Source organism: Micrococcus antarcticus (assembly GCF_044872765.1).
In the GTDB taxonomy this organism is placed as follows: domain Bacteria; phylum Actinomycetota; class Actinomycetes; order Actinomycetales; family Micrococcaceae; genus Micrococcus.
In genome coordinates, this window is sequence record NZ_CP085253.1 from 2,522,965 (window position 1) to 2,538,771 (window position 15,807).

The window sequence follows — 15,807 nt, forward strand, 5'->3', positions numbered from 1 at the left end:
CCCGATGAGCACTGAAGCATGAGTGCCCAACGATGAACTTCACCCCCTGCTATCAGGCAGGCCGCGGCGCGCGCACCCTCGAGGTGTCCCGTGCGGCCTGGACAAACGTCAACGGTCTCGCGCCGCGCTGAATCGGAAGCCCCCCGGCTCCCCTGAAGGCCCGTGAGGCCAGAACAGGAGAACCGTGGCAAAGGTCCGCGTCCATGAGCTCGCCAAAGAGCTCGGCATCACCTCCAAGGAGGCCTTGAGCACCCTCAAGGATCTCGGCGAGTTCGTCAGCTCCGCCTCCTCCACCATCGAGCCCCCGGTGGTCAAGAAGCTGCGCGGCGCCTACCCCGGCGCCGGCAAGGCCGGCGGCACGGGCGCCGCGAAGGCCGCCGCCCCTTCCGCCCCCGCGGCGGGTGCCCCGAGCACGTCCGCCCAGGGCGCGCCCACCCCGTCGCCGCGCGGCCCCAAGCCGGGCTCGGCCGCACCCAAGCCCGGGTCTGCGGCTCCCAAGCCGGGTCAGGCCGCCGCCCCCGCTGCGCCGGCGGCGCCCGAGCCGACGCCGGCCGCCGCGCCGCAGGCGCCCGCCCGCGCCGAGACCCCGGCTCCCGCGCCGACGCCCGAGCAGGCTCCGACGCCGGCTCCGGCCGCCCCGCAGGAGTCCCGACAGGGCACGCCGCAGGCCCCCGCCGCGTCGACGCCCTCCGCGCCGACGTCGGCGGCCTCGACGCCCACCCCGGGCGCGGCCGCTCCCAAGCCGGGCGGTGCCAAGCCGGGCGCCCCGCGCCCCGGCAACAACCCGTTCACCTCGAAGGCCGCCCCCGGCGGCGGCGCCCCGCGTCCGGGCGCCCGTCCCGGCGGTGCCGGTGCGCGCGGCGGTGCGCCGCGCCCGGGCAACAACCCGTTCGCGCCCTCGCAGGGCATGCGCGCCGGCCGTGAGGACCGCGCGCCGCGTCCGGGCGGCCCCCGTCCGGCGGCGGGCGCGGCCGGTCCCCGTCCCGGCGGTCCGCGTCCCGCGGCCGGCGCCGCGGGCCCTCGCCCCGGTGCGGGCGGCGCCCGTCCGAACCCGGGCATGATGCCCAAGCAGATCACCCCTGCGCCCGCTCCGGGCCGCGGCGGCGGCCGTGGCCGTCCGGGCGCGGGCGCGCCCGGCGGCGGTCCGGCCCGTCCGGGTGGTCCCGGCGGCCGCGGCGGCCGTGGCAACGCTCAGGGTGCGTTCGGCCGCGGCGGCGGAGCGCGCAAGGGGCGCAAGTCCAAGCGCGCGAAGCGTCAGGAGTTCGAACAGCAGCACACCCGCGAGATCGGCGGCGTCAAGGTCCCCAAGGGCGACGGCACCACGATCCTGCGCCTGCGCCGCGGCGCCTCGCTCGCGGACTTCGCCGACAAGATCCGCGCGGACACCGCGGACCTCGTGAAGGTGCTCTTCACCCTGGGCGAGATGGCCTCGGCCAACCAGTCCCTGGACGAGGAGACCTTCCAGCTGCTCGGCGAGGAGCTGGGCTACCGCGTCCACATCGTCTCCCCGGAGGACGAGGACAAGGAGCTGCTCGAGGCGTTCGACATCGACCTCGACGCCGAGGAGGCCAACGAGGACGACGCCGACCTGGCGCCCCGCCCCGCGGTCGTCACCGTCATGGGCCACGTGGACCACGGCAAGACCCGCCTCCTGGACTCGATCCGCTCGGCGAACGTCACCGAGGGCGAGGCCGGCGGCATCACCCAGCACATCGGCGCGTACCAGGTGCCGGTGGAGCACGAGGGCGAGGAGCGACGCCTGACCTTCATCGACACCCCCGGTCACGAGGCCTTCACGGCCATGCGTGCCCGCGGTGCGAAGGTCACCGACATCGCCGTGCTCGTAGTCGCCGCCGACGACGGCGTCATGCCGCAGACCGTCGAGGCGCTCAACCACGCCCAGGCGGCCGACGTGCCGATCGTGGTCGCGGTCAACAAGATCGACAAGGAGGGCGCGTCGCCGGAGAAGATCCGCGGCCAGCTCACCGAGTACGGCCTGGTGCCCGAGGAGTACGGCGGCGACACCATGTTCGTCGACGTCTCCGCGCGCAACAACGAGAACATCGACAAGCTGCTCGAGGCGGTCCTGCTCACCGCGGACGCCGCCCTCGAGCTCACGGCGAATCCCACCAAGGACGCGCGCGGCGTGGCCATCGAGGCGAACCTCGACAGGGGCCGCGGCGCCGTCGTCACCGTGCTGGTGCAGACCGGCACGCTGCGGGTCGGCGACACCGTGGTGGTGGGCTCCGCCCACGGCCGCGTCCGCGCGATGTTCGACGAGAACGGCGACACCGTCTCGGAGGCGACCCCGTCGCGTCCGGTCCAGGTCCTGGGCCTGTCGTCCGTGCCCCGTGCCGGCGACACCTTCCTGGTCACCGAGGACGAGCGCACCGCTCGTCAGATCGCGGAGAAGCGCGAGGCCGCCGAGCGCAACGCCCAGCTGGCCAAGCGCCGCAAGCGCATCACGCTCGAGGACTTCGACCAGGCCGTGGCCGAGGGCAAGATCGACACCCTCAACCTCATCATCAAGGGCGACGCCGCCGGTCCGGTGGAGGCGCTCGAGGACTCGCTCCTCAAGGTCGAGGTGGGCGACGACGTGCAGCTGCGCGTCATCCACCGCGGCGTGGGCGCGATCACGCAGAACGACGTGAACCTGGCGACGGTGGACAACGCCATCATCATCGGCTTCAACGTCCGTCCTGCCGAGCGGGTGGCCGACCTGGCCGACCGCGAGGGCGTGGACATGCGGTTCTACTCCGTCATCTACGACGCGATCGACGACATCGAGAACGCCCTCAAGGGCATGCTCAAGCCGGAGTACGAGGAGGTGCAGCTCGGCACCGCCGAGGTGCGCGAGGTCTTCCGCTCCTCCAAGTGGGGCAGCATCGCGGGCACGCTCGTGCGCTCGGGCCTCATCCGCCGCAACGCCTCGGCGCGCCTCGTGCGCGACGGCATGGTGGTGGCGGACAACCTCAAGATCGAGTCGCTGCGCCGCTTCAAGGACGACGCCACCGAGGTCCGCGAGGGCTACGAGTGCGGCATCGGCCTGGGCAGCTTCAACGACATCAAGGAGGACGACGTGATCGAGACCTTCGAGATGCAGGAGAAGCCCCGCGCGTGATCGAGGGGGCGTCGGGGCCCGTGAGGGACCCCGGCGCCCCACCGTGCCGGCCGCGACCGCGGCCGGCTGACCCGGAAGGAAGTGCAGCCATGGCCGATCCGGCCCGTGCTGGCCGACTGGCCCAGCGCATCAAGGTCCTCGTGGCGGAGGCGCTGCGCCGCGCCGTGAAGGACGACCGCGTCGAGCCCGTCACCGTGACGGAGGTTCGCGTGACCAACGACCTCCAGCACGCCACCGTCTACTACACCGTGCTCGGCGACGACGCGGCCGTCGACGCCGCCCACGCGGCCATCCAGGAGAACCGCGGCGTGCTGCGCCGCGAGGTGGGACGTGGCCTCACCATCCGCCTGGTGCCGACGCTCGAGTTCGTCGCGGACACCGTCCCGGAGGCGGCCGCGCACCTGGAGGACGTCCTCCGCGCCGCCAAGGAGCGGGACGCCGAGCTGGCGAAGGCCCGCGAGGGCGCGCAGTACGCCGGCGACGCGGACCCGTACCGCACCGCCGAGGACGACGCCGACGACGACGAGCAGCGGGCCTGAGGCGACGCCGACGTGAACGCGCGCACCGCCGCAGGACACACCCCTGCGGGACAGACCCCCGACGCCCCGGGAACGGCGGCGTCGGGGGTCGTCCTCGTGGACAAGCCGCAGGGCTGGACCTCGCACGACGTCGTCGGGCGGGTCCGTCGGCTCGCCGGCACCCGCAAGGTGGGCCACGCCGGCACGCTCGACCCCATGGCGACGGGCCTGCTGGTGGTGGGCCTGAACAAGGCCACCCGGCTGCTCACCGCCATCACGGGCACGGACAAGACGTACACGGCGACCATCCGCCTCGGGCAGTCGACCGTCACGGACGACGCCGAGGGCGAGGTCGTGGCCACCCGCCTGGCGAACGCCGTCACCCCCGACCGCGTGGCGGAGCACGTCGCCGCCCTCACGGGCCGCATCCAGCAGGTCCCGTCGTCGGTCTCGGCGATCAAGGTGGCCGGGAAGCGCTCCTACGACCGCGTGCGCGCGGGCGAGGACGTGGAGCTGGCCTCCCGCGAGGTCACCGTGCACTCCTTCGAGGTCACGGACCAACGCCGGCTCGACGGCGGCCGGCTCGTGGACCTGGACGTCACCGTGCGCTGCTCCTCGGGCACCTACATCCGCGCGTTGGCGCGCGACCTGGGGGAGGCCCTCGACACGGGCGGCCACCTCACGGCGCTGCGCCGCACGCACGTGGGCCCGTTCCACGTGGCCGACGCCGTGACCCTCGACCAGCTCGCCGAGCGGTTCTCCATGACGGAGCTCTCCGCGGCCGCCGCCGTCCTCTTCCCGGTGCGCGAGCTCACGGAGCACGAGGCGCGGGAGCTCTCCTTCGGGCGGGCGATCGACCCCTCGGGCGAGCTCTCCGGCACGCCCGGCGCGCCGACTCCGCCCTCCTCCGGCGGCGAGGCCGCCCTCGTGGCCGGACGGGCCCCCGGCGGCGCCGTCGTCGCGCTTCTGCAGGACGGCCGCCGCGCGGGCCGTGACGTGGCCCGGCCCCACCTGGTCTTCGAACCGGCGGGGGGCGACGCGTGATCCTCGACGGATGGTTCTGGGCGGGCACCGTGATCGGCGTCCTGTCCTTCCTGACCTGCGTGGTGATGACGGCCGTGCGACGCCACCCCGCCGACTCCTCGATCCTCTCCGTGGCCGCGGTCGAGCTCTTCCTGCTCGTGTACGCGGGGGCCGCGGCGTTCCGCCAGCTCGGCGGGCAGCCGCTGAACGGGCCCGGCTGGGAGTTCTGGGGCTACGTGCTCACGGCGCTCATCGTGCCGGTGGTCGCGGTGGGCTGGGCGGCCTCGGACAAGACGCGCTGGTCCAACCTCGTGCTGGCCGTCGTCGGGCCGACCATCGTGGTCATGCTGCACCGCATGCAAGTCATCTGGTTCGGACAGTGGTGAGAGGACCCATGGAGACGACGCCCGCCCGCAGCACCCGCGCCCCCCGCAACCAGGGGTTCGGCCGGATCATCGTGATGGTCTACGCCGTGTTCGCGCTCTCGGCCTTCGCGCGCAGCCTCTTCCAGCTGCTGACCCAGTTCAGCGTGGCGCCGCTGGCGTACCTGCTCTCGGCGTTCGCGGCCCTCGTGTACATCGTGGCCACCCTCTCGCTCGCCCGCACGGGTGCGCGGGCGTGGCGCGTCGCGGTGGCGGCCGTGGGCGTGGAGCTCGTGGGCGTCGTGGGGGTGGGTCTGCTGACCCTCCTGGACCCCCAGCTGTTCGCGGACGAGACCGTGTGGTCGCGCTTCGGCGCGGGCTACGGCTACGTCCCGCTCGTGCTGCCGATCGTGGGCCTGGCCTGGCTGCTCGCGCACCGGCCCTCCCGCGCCGACGGGGCCGGGGTGCGCTGAATGCTGATCTGGAAGAGCCTCGCGGAGGTCCCCGCGGACCTGCGGCGGACCGTGGTCACGCTCGGCAACTTCGACGGCGTGCACCGCGGCCACCGGCAGGTGCTGCGCCGCGTCGTCGAGCTGGCCCGCGAGCAGGACGCCCTCGCCGTGGCCGTGACCTTCACGCCGCACCCGCGCGCCGTGCACCGCCCCGAGGTCCCGCACGAGGACATCGTGAGCACCGAGCAGCGGCTGCTCCTCCTCGAGGAGGCCGGGATCGATGCCGTCCTGCTGCAGCGCTACAGCCTCGAGTTCGCCCGGCAGGGCCCCGAGGAGTTCGTGCGGGGCATGTTCGTGGACGGGCTCCGCGCGTGCGCCGTCGTCGTGGGCCACGACGTGCGCTTCGGCCAGGACAACGCCGGCGACTTCACCGCGATGGTGGCCCTGGGGGAGCGGCACGGCTTCGAGGTGGAGGCGGTGGACGAGTTCCCGGCCCTCGAGGGCGCGACGCCCGAGCGCCGCTGCTCCTCCACGTGGATCCGCGAGGCCCTCGCCGCGGGCGACGTCGCCCAGGCGGCCGCCGTGCTGGGCCGGAACCACGTGCTCGCCGGCGAGGTCGTCCACGGCTTCGCCCGCGGCCGCGAGCTCGGCTTCCCCACGGCCAACCTCGCGGCGGACGTGGCCGGCATGGTCCCGGCCGACGGCGTGTACGCGGGCTGGCTGCACGACGCCGACGGCGCGGCCCACCCCGCCGCGATCTCGATCGGCTCCAACCCCACCTTCGAGGGCGTCTCGCGCGTGGTCGAGGCCCACGTGATCGACCGCCCCGAGGAGCGCGTCGAGGACTTCGACCTCTACGGTCAGCACGTCGACGTCGAGTTCGTCGAGCGGCTGCGCGGCATGGTCGCCTACGAGGGCGTCGAGAAGCTTGTTGCCCAGATGCGCGACGACGTCGACCGGGCGCGCGCCATCCTCGGCGCGGCGCCGCGCCCGTCCTGAACGCCGCCGTGAGCGTCCCCGAGCAGCCCGATCCGAGCCTGCCCGGCCGGCCCGTCCCGAGCCTGCCCGGCCGCCCCGCGCGGCCGCGCACGGACGCACCCAACCCCTTCGGCCTCGGCGGAGCGGCGGCGGGGGAGCACTACGACGCCGTCCGGCCCTCCTATCCGGAGGCGTGCGTGGACTGGGTGCTCACGGATCCGGCCGCGTCGGAGCCGAGCGCCGCGGGGCGCGGTCTCGACGTCGTGGAGCTCGGCGCCGGAACGGGCCTGTTCACGCGGCAGCTGGCGGCGCGACCGACCTCACGGGTCCGCGGCGTCGTGGCCACGGAGCCGTCGGAGGCCATGCGGGCCGTGCTCGAGCGCGACGTCGCCGCACTCGACCCCGCCCTGCCCGACCGCGTCCGCGCCCTGCCCGGCACGGCCGAGGCGACCGGCCTGCCGGAGGCGAGCGCCGACGTCGTGGTGGCGGCCCAGGCATGGCACTGGACGGACGTGCCCGTTGCGAGCGCCGAGGCCGCGCGGGTGCTGCGCCCGGGCGGGCGGCTCGCGGCGGTGTGGAACCAGCTGGACACCTCCGTGCCGTGGGTGCACCGGCTCACCCGGATCATGCGCGCCGGCGACGTCCACGCCGCCAAGCCGGAGCAGCGCCGGTTCGCGGCCCCGTTCGGAGCGGAGGAGCACGCGCGGTGGACGTGGACCGTGGAGCAGCCCGTGCCGCAGCTGCACGGGCTCATGGCATCGCGTGCGTCCTGGCTGCGCGCCTCCGAGGCCACCCGGGCCAGGATGGCGGCGAACCTGGACTGGTACCTCCTCGAGCACCTCGGCCACGCGCCGGCCGCCGTGATCGCGCTGCCCTACGTCACGGTGGCGTGGCGGGCCACGGCCCCTCGGCGCCGCTGATCAGGGGCGCGCGCCGACGCTGACCGGCACGGCGCGGGCGACGCCCGCCCGCTTCGCCTGCCACAGCAGCAGGGCGGTCGCGAGCGAGATCACGACGACGGACACCAGGGTCGCCAGGGGTGAGCCCGTGGCCTCCGCGTCCACGTAGCTCTCGTCCACGGTCCCCGCGAGGGTGCCGGCGGCGAGGATGACGACGTTGTTCACCACGTGCAGGGCCACGGCCGCCTCGAGCCCGCCCGTGCGCCAGGTCAGGACCACCGCGGCGACCGCGAACACGGCCAGGTCCAGCAGGATCCACGGGTCGAGGGAGCCGTGGGCCAGGGCGAACGTCCCGGCCGAGACGAGCGCGGTGAGCACCACGGCCGGCACGGGGCGGCGGAACCACGAGCCGATGGCCAGGAGCAGCCAGCCGCGGAACAGGTATTCCTCGCCGGCGGCCTGGAGGGGGGTCAGCACGAACGTCATGGCCAGGAGCCAGGCCCAGTCCGCGGAGCGCGGGGCGGTGGGGGTGCCGTCGAGGGCCCAGGTGCCGAGCACGTAGACGAGGAAGAGCGGCAGCAGCACGAGGTGCGCGCGCAGCAGCCAGTGCCAGCGCACGCGGCCCTCGACCGAGTGGACGAACCGGGCGGCCACGGGGTGGCAGACGGCCACGGCGAGCAGGGCGACGCCGATCAGCGCGATGAGCGGCAGGTTGTTCAGGAGCGTCAGCGGCGCGGAGTTCGAGAAGGCGGCCTCCTCCACCGCGGCGACGTCCTCCGGGTCGGAGGAGAGGAGCGCGTCCCATCCGACCTCGGAGAGGATCGCGGCCGACATGGCCGGCAGCAGCGCCGCGATCAGGGCCAGCAGCGATCCGAGCACGAGGAGCAGCGAGAGCAGCGGCTGCCACCACCGGCTGCGCGGGGTCCGCAGCAGCTGGGGGTACTCGTGGCCGATGAGGGGCAGGTCGAGCGGGCGGAGGGGAGGGCCGAGCGGGCCGAGCGGCGGGGGAGCGGAGGTCACGGCACCACCGTAGGGGCGGCGCGCCGTCGGGCGCCTCCGCCGTCGGGATGATCCTGCGGTAGACTCGACCATCGGCCTCCCTGCAGTCCGCGGTGGAGAGGCCCCGCGCCGTGCCCTCGGGCTCGCGCGGCTCCCCGTTCGCGGTACCGAAGAGAAGGAGGCCTGACATGGCCCTGGATCCCGCTGTCAAGCAGCAGATCATCAAGGAGTACGCCACTCACGAGGGCGACACCGGCTCCCCGGAGGTCCAGATCGCGGTGCTCTCGCGCCGCATCAAGGACCTGACCGAGCACCTCAAGGAGCACAAGCACGACCACCACACCCGCCGTGGCCTCATGGGCCTCGTGGGCCGCCGTCGTCGCATGCTCGGCTACCTGCAGAAGGTCGACATCGAGCGCTACCGCGCACTGATCGAGCGCCTCGGCCTCCGCAAGTGACCCGCCGCTGAGGGCGGCATCGGCCCGTGGGACCTCCCGCGGACACCGGTGCCGCCCTTAGTGTAGGAACCGTGCGCCGCCAACCGGGCGGTCCGCACCAGCAAGAGAACCACCCAGACGGACCCGCACCCATCCTTCGCGGTCCTCGACAGTGGCTCCCGGACGCCCGCCTCGCAGCGGGCAGGCCGAGGGCCTCGATCGAAGACCAGGACGATGGCACCGACGCGGGCTCGTCGTCCTGAAAGGAGGGACCCCATGGAAGGTCCTGAGATCACGTTCGCCGAAGCCGTCATCGACAACGGTGCCTATGGCACCCGCACCGTCCGGTTCGAGACCGGCCGCCTCGCCCAGCAGGCCGCCGGCGCCGCGATGGTGTACATCGACGAGGAGACGTCGATGCTGTCCGCCACCACGGTGGGCAAGTCCCCGCGCGAGGGCTTCGACTTCTTCCCCCTCACGGTGGACGTCGAGGAGCGCATGTACGCCGCCGGCCGCATCCCCGGCTCGTTCTTCCGCCGCGAGGGCCGTCCGTCCACGGACGCCATCCTCACCTGCCGCCTGATCGACCGCCCGCTGCGCCCCGCGTTCGTCAAGGGCATCCGCAACGAGGTGCAGGTCGTCGTGACCGTTACCTCCATCGCGCCCGACGAGATCTACGACACGGTGGCCATCAACGCCGCCTCGCTGTCCACGCAGCTCTCCGGCCTGCCGTTCTCCGGCCCCATCGGCGGCGTCCGCGTCGCGCTGATGGACGACGGCTCCGGCAAGCGCCAGTGGGTCGCCTTCCCGAAGCACTCGCAGCTCAAGGACGCCGTGTTCAACATGGCCGTCGCCGGCCGCGTCTCGGGCGACGACGTCGCGATCATGATGGTCGAGGCCGAGGCCACCCCCGACTCCTGGACCCTCATCAAGGATTCCGGCGCCTCCGCGCCCACCGAGGAGGTCGTGGCCGAGGGCCTCGAGGCCGCCAAGCCGTTCATCCGCGCGCTGTGCGAGGCCCAGGCCGACCTGGCCGCCCGCGCCGGCAAGGCGCCCGTCGAGGTGCCGGTCTTCAAGGACTACGAGGACGACGCGTACGCCGCCGTCGAGAAGCTCGCCTCGAAGCGCCTCACCGAGATCTTCTCGATCGGGGACAAGCAGGAGCGCGAGTCCGCCTCGGACGACTACCAGCGCGAGGTCATCGAGAAGCTGGCCGGCGAGGGCGAGAAGTTCGCCGACCGCCGCGGCGAGATCGCCAAGGCCTACGGCTCCGTGACCAAGCAGGTCGTGCGCCAGCGCATCCTCAAGGAGCAGGTCCGCATCGACGGCCGCGGCCTCACGGACATCCGCAAGCTCACCGCCGAGGTCGAGGTCCTGCCCCGCGTGCACGGCTCCGCGATCTTCGAGCGCGGCGAGACCCAGATCATGGGCGTCACCACGCTCAACATGCTCAAGATGGAGCAGCAGATCGACTCGCTGGCGCCGGAGACGTCCAAGCGCTACATGCACCACTACAACTTCCCGCCGTACTCCACCGGCGAGACCGGCCGCGTGGGCTCGCCCAAGCGCCGCGAGATCGGCCACGGCGCGCTCGCCGAGCGTGCGCTCGTGCCGGTGCTGCCGGAGCGCGAGGAGTTCCCCTACGCGATCCGCCAGGTCTCCGAGGCCCTCGGCTCCAACGGCTCCACGTCGATGGGCTCCGTGTGCGCCTCCACCCTGTCCCTGCTGAACGCGGGCGTGCCGCTGCGCGCTCCCGTGGCCGGCATCGCGATGGGCCTGGTCTCCGCCGAGGTGAACGGCCAGACCCAGTACGCGGCCCTGACCGACATCCTGGGCGCCGAGGACGCGTTCGGCGACATGGACTTCAAGGTGGCAGGCACCTCGGAGTTCGTCACCGCGATCCAGCTGGACACCAAGCTCGACGGCATCCCGGCCTCCGTGCTGGCCGCCGCGCTGACCCAGGCCCGCGAGGCCCGTCTGCACATCCTCTCCGTGCTCAACGCGGCGATCGACACCCCGGACGAGCTGGCGCCCACCGCGCCGCGCATCATCGCCGTGAAGATCCCCGTGGACAAGATCGGTGCGGTCATCGGCCCCAAGGGCGCCATGATCAACCAGATCCAGGACGACACGGGCGCGGACATCTCGATCGAGGACGACGGCACCGTGCTCATCGGCGCGACCGACGGCCCCTCGGCCGAGGCCGCCCGCTCGGCCGTGAACGCGATCGCCAACCCGCAGGTCCCCGAGATCGGCGAGCGCTACCTCGGCACCGTGGTGAAGTTGACCACCTTCGGTGCCTTCGTCTCGCTCACCCCGGGCAAGGACGGCCTGCTGCACATCTCCGAGCTCCGGAAGATGAACGGCGGCAACCGCGTGGACGACGTCGAGGACGTCCTCGGCGTGGGCCAGAAGGTCCAGGTCGAGATCACCAAGATCGACGACCGCGGCAAGCTCTCTCTCTCCCCGGTCGTGGCCGACGACGCCGCGGACTCGGAGACCGAGGACGCCATCGAGTCCTCGCAGACCGAGGCCTGATCCCGGTGATCCGGGGCTGAGGCCCATCGCCTCCGCCTGACGCACGACGACGCCGCGCCCTCCGCTGGAGGGTGCGGCGTCGTCGTCGTACGGGGGGGCAAGGCCGGGGCAGGGCCGGGTCAGCGCCGGGACAATGCCGCGACGGCGATGCTGACCAGCAGCGCGGGCACCCATGCGCCCAGCCTCATCATCACGAAGAACACGATCTCCCACCCGAGGTCCCAGCCTCCGGCGTGCGTCCCGGAGTCGAGGATCATCGCGCCGGCGGCGAATCCCGCGACATAGGCCGCGAGGCCGCCGAGGACGAGCCGGGCCGGGCCGGTGCGGCACGTGAGGAGCAGGAGCCCCGTGACGGCCGCCCATGCGAGCGGACCGAGCACCACGATCGGATCCAGGCCGGGGAGGAGAGCGCTCCAGGTGAACCCGCTGCCGTCGAGGAGAGTGGGCACCAGGGCCTGCGTGACGTAGATCAGCAGGGCGCCGACCGCGACGAGCAGCACGGTGCGGGCGGGGCCGGGGGAGCGGCTGGACCGGCTCGATCGGGAGGGGACGGACGCGCTCATGACGTCAGACTAGGCCGCGTGAGGCGGCATGCGCAGGGGGGCGGGCACCGTCCCGACCGCTCCTCCACAATTCTGGGCGGCTCGCTCAACCCGTCCGGGACCCTTCGTGGCGTGGGGGTCATGGATGAGCGGACGGTGACGCGCGGGGCGCGGGCGCGGAGCGGGGCGGAGGCCCCCGCCCTGGGCGAGCCCTGTGAAGATCCGGCGCGCGTCCCTCATCTGGATCAGCCGCTGTGCCCGGATCGGCCATCCTCCCCGGGCCTCACTCGCACAGCGGATCTGGGCCGCCGGCCCCTGGGCGCCAACCACGTCGTCGACGTCGTCCGGGAGCTGGCCGCCGCCGACCTTCCTGAGGACGAGTCCGCCTGCCTCGAGGCCGTTCGCGCGCTCGAGGAGCTCAAGGCCTCCGCCTCCGCTGCCCAGGCGACGCAAACGGCCCGTCTCCACTCGCTGCGCTCCGCAGCCGAGGGGGAGCGGGGCATCGCCCGGCGGGACCGCTGCCGTGGGCTGGGCTCGGAGGTCGCGCTCGCCCGGCGGGAGTCTCCCCACCGCGGCGGTCGGCACGTGGGCATGGACCGTGCTCTCGTCCACGAGATGCCGCACACGCTGACGGCCCTCACCCGCGGCCTGATCTCGGAGGAGCACGCGACGGTCAAGGCGCGGGAGAGCATCTGGCTCGAGCCGGCGCAGCGCCGCCGGGTGGACGAGCTCATGGCGGACAGGCTCGGTGAGACGGGGATCCGTCGCCTCGGAGGCGAGGCCCGTGCTCACGCACTGCGGCTGGATCAGGCCGGCGCGGTGGAGCGTCGGGAGCGGTCCCCTGCGCAGCGGCGGGTGAGCGTGCGCCCGGCGCCGGCTGCCGCGGGCGCGGGCATGGCCCACCTGAGTGCGCTGCTGCCCCTCGAGCAGGCCGTCGCGGCGTTCGCCGGCCTCACCCGGGACGCGGCCACCATCGTGGGCACGGGCGACCATCCCCACGCGCACTCCACCGGTCGCTCCTCGGCCACGCCTGCGGTGCCAGTGCCAGTGCCGGTGCCGGTGACCCGGCGTGGCTCCCCGGTCACGGCCCCGTCCCGGGCGGCGTCGCCCGGGCTATGCTCGGCCTCGCCTCGCCTCGCCTCGCGCGGGGCGGGGGAGGACGGCGCGACGTCGGAGGACGCTTGTCTCCTTCTGCGCCGCCTCTCCACGGCACCGGAGTCCGGTCAGCTGCTCGCCATGGAGTCGCGGGCCCGGATCTTCCCTCCCGTGCTGCGACGCAGGGTCACCCTGCGCGACGACCGGTGCCGCACCCCGTTCTGCGACGCCCCGCCCCCGCCGATCGGACAGAATGGCCAGCATGAGCATTCAGCGTGAGATCCCCCTGGACTTTAACGGCGTCCTCGCGGACGAGGGCAACGGGTCCGTCGTCCGGCGGTCCGTCCTCCCCGGCGGCGTGCGCGTCCTCACCGAGTCCATGCCGGACCAGCGCTCCGTCACCATCGGCTACTGGGTCGCGGTCGGCTCGCGGGACGAGTCCACCGACGGCTACGGCTCCACCCACTTCCTGGAGCACCTGCTCTTCAAGGGCACCGCCACCCGTTCGGCGATGGACATCGCCGCGGCCTTCGACCGCGTGGGCGGCGAGTCCAACGCGGGCACCGCGAAGGAGTCGACGGTCTACCACGCGCGCGTGCTCGACGAGGACCTCCCCATGGCCGTCGAGGTCCTCACGGACATGCTCACCTCGTCCGTCCTCGACCCGGACGAGCTCGAGACCGAGCGCGGCGTCATCCTGGAGGAGCTCGCGATGGACGCCGACGACCCCGTCGACGTCGCCCACGAGAAGCTCGCCGAGGTCATGCTGGACGGGCATCCGCTCGGCCGCCCCATCGGCGGCACCCCGGAGACCATCCTCGCCGTCAGCCGCGAGCGTGTCCTCGCCCACTACCGGCACTGGTACCGGCCGGACGAGCTGGTGGTCACCGCCGCGGGCCACCTGGACCACGACGTCGTCTGCGGCCTCGTCCTCGACGCCCTGCGCCGCTCCGGCTGGGACCTGGCTCCGGGTGCGTCCCCGGCGCCGCGGCGCGGCGTCGACACCGCGGGCGCCGCGGCCTCCCGCGTGCTGACCGGCACGCACACCGTGGAGAAGGCCGTGGAGCAGGCCAATGTGATCGTCGGCGGCCGCTCCCTCTCCACCACGGACCCGGACCGCTTCGCCCTCGGAGTCATGCAGTCCGTGCTCGGCGGCGGCATGTCCTCGCGGCTGTTCCAGGAGATCCGTGAGCGGCGCGGCCTCGCCTACTCCACGTACTCCTTCTCGGCGGGCTACTCCGACGCCGGCTACTACGGCCTCTATGCGGGCTGCCAGCCGGACCGGGTGGACGAGGTCTCCGCCCTCATGGAGGCCGAGCTCGACCGCATGGCCTCCGAGGACATCACGGCCGAGGAGCTCGACCGCGCCCACGGTCAGCTCTGCGGCGGCACCGTGCTGGGCATGGAGTCCACCGGCGCCCGCATGTCGCGCCTCGGCCGCGCCGAGCTGGTCACGGGCGAGTTCGTCGACCTCGCCGCCTCGCTCGAGCGAGTGCGCGCCGTCGACGTCGGCCAGGTCCGCGCCGTCGCCGCGCGTCTGGCGGCGGGGGAGCGGGGACGCGTCGTCGTCGCTCCCGCCTGAGGCGAGACCACTAGGCTGGATCCCATGACTGACACCCCTCACGCTGCCCCCGAGGCCGCCCCGCGCGTCGCCGTCCTGGGCGCGAACGGCAAGATGGGCCGCCGGGCCGTTGAGGCCGTCCGTGCCGCCGAGGGCCTCGAGCTCGCCGCCGAGCTCGGCTCGCGGGACCCGCTGACGGCCGTCGTCGACGCCGGCGCCACCCACGTCCTGGACCTCACCGTCCCGGACGCCTCGCCGGACAACGTCGCCTTCGCGGTGGAGAACGGGCTCCACGCCGTCGTCGGGACCTCGGGGTGGGGCCCCGAGCGCCGCGTGGCTCTCGAGGCCCGGCTGGCCGAGCACCCCGGGGTCGGCGTGCTGATCGCCCCCAACTTCTCCGTGGGGTCGGTGCTCGCCTCCGCGTTCGCCGCCAAGGCGGCGCGGTGGTTCGAGTCGGTCGAGCTCATCGAGCTGCACCACCCCGCCAAGCTGGACGCCCCCTCCGGCACGGCGGTGCGCACCGCCGAGCTGATCGGCGACGCACGGGCCGCGGCGGGCGTCGGCCCCTCACCCGACGCGACGGAGCGTGACCCCGACGGAGCACGGGGCGCCGTCGTGAACGGGGTGCACGTGCACGCCGTGCGCCTGCGCGGCCTCGAGGCCCATCAGGAGGTCCTCCTGGGCGGGCCGGGGGAGCAGCTCGTGGTGCGCCACGATGCCTTCGACCGCGGCGCCTACATGCCGGGCGTCGTGCTGGGCCTCCGGACCGTGGCCTCCCGCCCCGGTCTCACCTACGGACTGGACGGATACCTCGACCTTGGCTGAGACCACCCGCTCGACCCTCGCGTCCAAGGTGTGGGTGGGCTTCACGAGCGCGCTCCTGCTCTTCTTCTCCGCGATCGCGGTGTACTTCGCCGTCGCCTTCATGTCTGCGCCCCAGTTCGTGGCGAAGGCCATCGGCGTCGCCGTGATCGTCGTGGTCGTCCTGGGCCTGCTCCTGCTGGCACGCGAGCTGCGCTTCGGTCTCCAGACGGAGCGGCTCGCCGGCATCCTGGCGGCCGACGGCGAGCTGCCCGCCGACGACCTGCCGCGCTCGCCCGGAGGCCGGATCGACCGCGCCGCGGCCGACGCCCAGTTCGAGACCTGCCGGGCCGAGGTCGAGGCTGCGCCGCGGGACTGGCGTGCCCGCTACCGGCTGTCCCTCGCCTACGACGCCGCGGGGGACCGCCGCCGGGCCCGTGCCGCGGCGCGCGACGCCGTCCGCCTGCACGCCGAGGGCTGA

15 protein-coding genes are annotated in these 15,807 nt (G+C 73.8%); 13 read left to right on the forward strand and 2 right to left on the reverse strand.

Features of this window, described 5'->3' with window-relative positions:
- The first annotated feature begins 184 nt into the window (after positions 1-184).
- From infB to LG274_RS11795, 7 genes are all read left to right on the forward strand, one after another.
- On the forward strand, positions 185-3,121 hold the full coding sequence (gene infB / locus LG274_RS11765) for a translation initiation factor IF-2 (RefSeq protein ID WP_404464647.1): 2,937 nt from the start codon (positions 185-187) through the stop codon (positions 3,119-3,121).
- 89 nt (positions 3,122-3,210) lie between these two features.
- On the forward strand, positions 3,211-3,660 hold the full coding sequence (rbfA, locus tag LG274_RS11770; RefSeq protein ID WP_248115263.1) for a 30S ribosome-binding factor RbfA: 450 nt from the start codon (positions 3,211-3,213) through the stop codon (positions 3,658-3,660).
- A gap of 96 nt (positions 3,661-3,756) precedes the next feature.
- Entirely contained in the window at positions 3,757-4,683 is a 927-nt protein-coding gene (truB, locus tag LG274_RS11775; RefSeq protein WP_248115325.1) for a tRNA pseudouridine(55) synthase TruB, read from the forward strand.
- Complete coding sequence (locus LG274_RS11780) at positions 4,680-5,048, forward strand: hypothetical protein (RefSeq protein WP_248115262.1); 369 nt, start codon at positions 4,680-4,682, stop codon at positions 5,046-5,048. Before truB ends, LG274_RS11780 begins: the two co-directional genes overlap by 4 nt.
- Before the next feature lie 8 nt (positions 5,049-5,056).
- Positions 5,057-5,497 (forward strand): hypothetical protein, encoded by a 441-nt coding sequence (locus LG274_RS11785; protein ID WP_248115261.1) that lies wholly within the window; start codon positions 5,057-5,059, stop codon positions 5,495-5,497.
- On the forward strand, positions 5,498-6,475 hold the full coding sequence (locus LG274_RS11790; RefSeq protein WP_248115260.1) for a bifunctional riboflavin kinase/FAD synthetase: 978 nt from the start codon (positions 5,498-5,500) through the stop codon (positions 6,473-6,475).
- Positions 6,476-6,483: 8 nt separating this feature from the next.
- A complete protein-coding gene (locus LG274_RS11795; protein WP_248115259.1) occupies positions 6,484-7,374 on the forward strand; it encodes a class I SAM-dependent methyltransferase in 891 nt (296 codons plus the stop codon).
- Here the strand turns inward: LG274_RS11795 and LG274_RS11800 are convergent, their stop codons facing one another.
- Entirely contained in the window at positions 7,375-8,373 is a 999-nt protein-coding gene (locus tag LG274_RS11800; RefSeq protein ID WP_248115258.1) for a CPBP family intramembrane glutamic endopeptidase, read from the reverse strand.
- Between the two features lie 167 nt (positions 8,374-8,540).
- Here LG274_RS11800 and rpsO point away from each other — a divergent pair, with 167 nt between their 5' ends.
- Both rpsO and LG274_RS11810 read left to right on the forward strand, forming a co-directional pair.
- Positions 8,541-8,810, forward strand: coding sequence for a 30S ribosomal protein S15 (rpsO, locus tag LG274_RS11805; protein WP_002855292.1), 270 nt, complete (start codon positions 8,541-8,543; stop codon positions 8,808-8,810).
- Between the two features lie 255 nt (positions 8,811-9,065).
- Positions 9,066-11,327, forward strand: coding sequence for a polyribonucleotide nucleotidyltransferase (locus LG274_RS11810; RefSeq protein ID WP_298714704.1), 2,262 nt, complete (start codon positions 9,066-9,068; stop codon positions 11,325-11,327).
- A gap of 119 nt (positions 11,328-11,446) precedes the next feature.
- Here LG274_RS11810 and LG274_RS11815 read toward each other — a convergent pair whose 3' ends face one another.
- On the reverse strand, positions 11,447-11,890 hold the full coding sequence (locus tag LG274_RS11815) for a hypothetical protein (RefSeq protein WP_248115256.1): 444 nt from the start codon (positions 11,888-11,890) through the stop codon (positions 11,447-11,449).
- Between the two features lie 120 nt (positions 11,891-12,010).
- Between LG274_RS11815 and LG274_RS11820 the strand changes: the two genes are divergently transcribed.
- Genes LG274_RS11820 through LG274_RS11835 form a run of 4 tightly spaced genes read left to right on the forward strand, consistent with a single transcriptional unit; the run spans position 12,011 to position 15,807 of the window.
- Positions 12,011-13,243 carry a hypothetical protein gene (locus tag LG274_RS11820; RefSeq protein ID WP_248115255.1) on the forward strand — a complete coding sequence of 411 codons (1,233 nt, stop codon included), beginning with the start codon at positions 12,011-12,013 and terminating at the stop codon, positions 13,241-13,243.
- On the forward strand, positions 13,227-14,546 hold the full coding sequence (locus tag LG274_RS11825) for a pitrilysin family protein (RefSeq protein ID WP_248115254.1): 1,320 nt from the start codon (positions 13,227-13,229) through the stop codon (positions 14,544-14,546). Before LG274_RS11820 ends, LG274_RS11825 begins: the two co-directional genes overlap by 17 nt.
- Positions 14,547-14,570: 24 nt before the next feature.
- A complete protein-coding gene (gene dapB, locus LG274_RS11830) occupies positions 14,571-15,350 on the forward strand; it encodes a 4-hydroxy-tetrahydrodipicolinate reductase (RefSeq protein ID WP_248115253.1) in 780 nt (259 codons plus the stop codon).
- The gene (locus LG274_RS11835; RefSeq protein ID WP_248115252.1) at positions 15,343-15,807 is read left to right on the forward strand and encodes a hypothetical protein; all 465 of its coding nucleotides are present in this window, start codon (positions 15,343-15,345) and stop codon (positions 15,805-15,807) included. Before dapB ends, LG274_RS11835 begins: the two co-directional genes overlap by 8 nt.

Excerpts from the sequence above, each read along its gene's own strand:
- rbfA (WP_248115263.1), top strand. The coding sequence starts at position 3,211 with ATGGCCGATCCGGCCCGTGCTGGCCGACTGGCCCAGCGCATCAAGGTC.
- LG274_RS11785 (WP_248115261.1), top strand. The coding sequence starts at position 5,057 with ATGGAGACGACGCCCGCCCGCAGCACCCGCGCCCCCCGCAACCAGGGG.
- LG274_RS11790 (WP_248115260.1), top strand. The coding sequence starts at position 5,498 with ATGCTGATCTGGAAGAGCCTCGCGGAGGTCCCCGCGGACCTGCGGCGG.
- rpsO (WP_002855292.1), top strand. The coding sequence starts at position 8,541 with ATGGCCCTGGATCCCGCTGTCAAGCAGCAGATCATCAAGGAGTACGCC.
- LG274_RS11810 (WP_298714704.1), top strand. The coding sequence starts at position 9,066 with ATGGAAGGTCCTGAGATCACGTTCGCCGAAGCCGTCATCGACAACGGT.
- LG274_RS11815 (WP_248115256.1), bottom strand. The coding sequence starts at position 11,890 with ATGAGCGCGTCCGTCCCCTCCCGATCGAGCCGGTCCAGCCGCTCCCCC.
- LG274_RS11820 (WP_248115255.1), top strand. The coding sequence starts at position 12,011 with ATGGATGAGCGGACGGTGACGCGCGGGGCGCGGGCGCGGAGCGGGGCG.
- LG274_RS11825 (WP_248115254.1), top strand. The coding sequence starts at position 13,227 with ATGAGCATTCAGCGTGAGATCCCCCTGGACTTTAACGGCGTCCTCGCG.
- dapB (WP_248115253.1), top strand. The coding sequence starts at position 14,571 with ATGACTGACACCCCTCACGCTGCCCCCGAGGCCGCCCCGCGCGTCGCC.